Annotated in this window: 1 protein-coding gene; it reads right to left on the bottom strand. The window is 62.7% G+C overall.

The features are described 5' to 3' along the window. The coding region (gene dcuC, locus H6A60_RS12405; protein ID WP_205105087.1) for a C4-dicarboxylate transporter DcuC at positions 1-525 on the bottom strand (525 nt) is incomplete at both ends.

The following is a 525-nucleotide window of genomic DNA, read 5'->3' as shown; positions in this document are numbered from 1 at the left end:
GGATCCACGTGCGGCGCACGATCGCCATCGGGGAGACGCCGGCAGCACCGGCAACGGCAATGATGACGCCTGCAACCGGACTCATGGCGCGAAGCATGCCGGACGCGAACTGCATCGGCGTAACGAGCGCTTCGACGGAACCGCCCAGACCGGCAGCGACATCAGGTGCGAGCGCAGCAAAGGAGGAATAGGCACCCACGCCCGAGCCCGTGAGGAACGTCACGAGCGAAACGATTGCCGTGAGGATGACGGTCATCGCGCCCATGCCCGCGCCGACGCCCTGCGCGGAGTTGATGAGAAGGTCGATGAGGCCCGAAGCCTTGAGGCCGCTCGCGAAGAATTCGGCACAGATGATGAGTGCGACAATGCCGGCGAACATCTTGCCCATCGCCTGGAACATCGCCATGGCATCCTTGAAGATCTTCTTGAGGTCGCCGCGGTTTCGCACGATTTCGACAACGACGACGAGCGCCCACACAAGGAAGAGTGCCGCAACGGTGTCGAGCTTTACCGACGAAACGACAA

Origin of the sequence: Sutterella massiliensis, from assembly GCF_016899755.1 — a bacterium.
Taxonomy (GTDB): domain Bacteria; phylum Pseudomonadota; class Gammaproteobacteria; order Burkholderiales; family Burkholderiaceae_F; genus Sutterella; species Sutterella massiliensis.
Note: the sequence above shows the minus strand (reverse complement) of the source record. Positions and strands in the feature narration are given on the sequence as shown.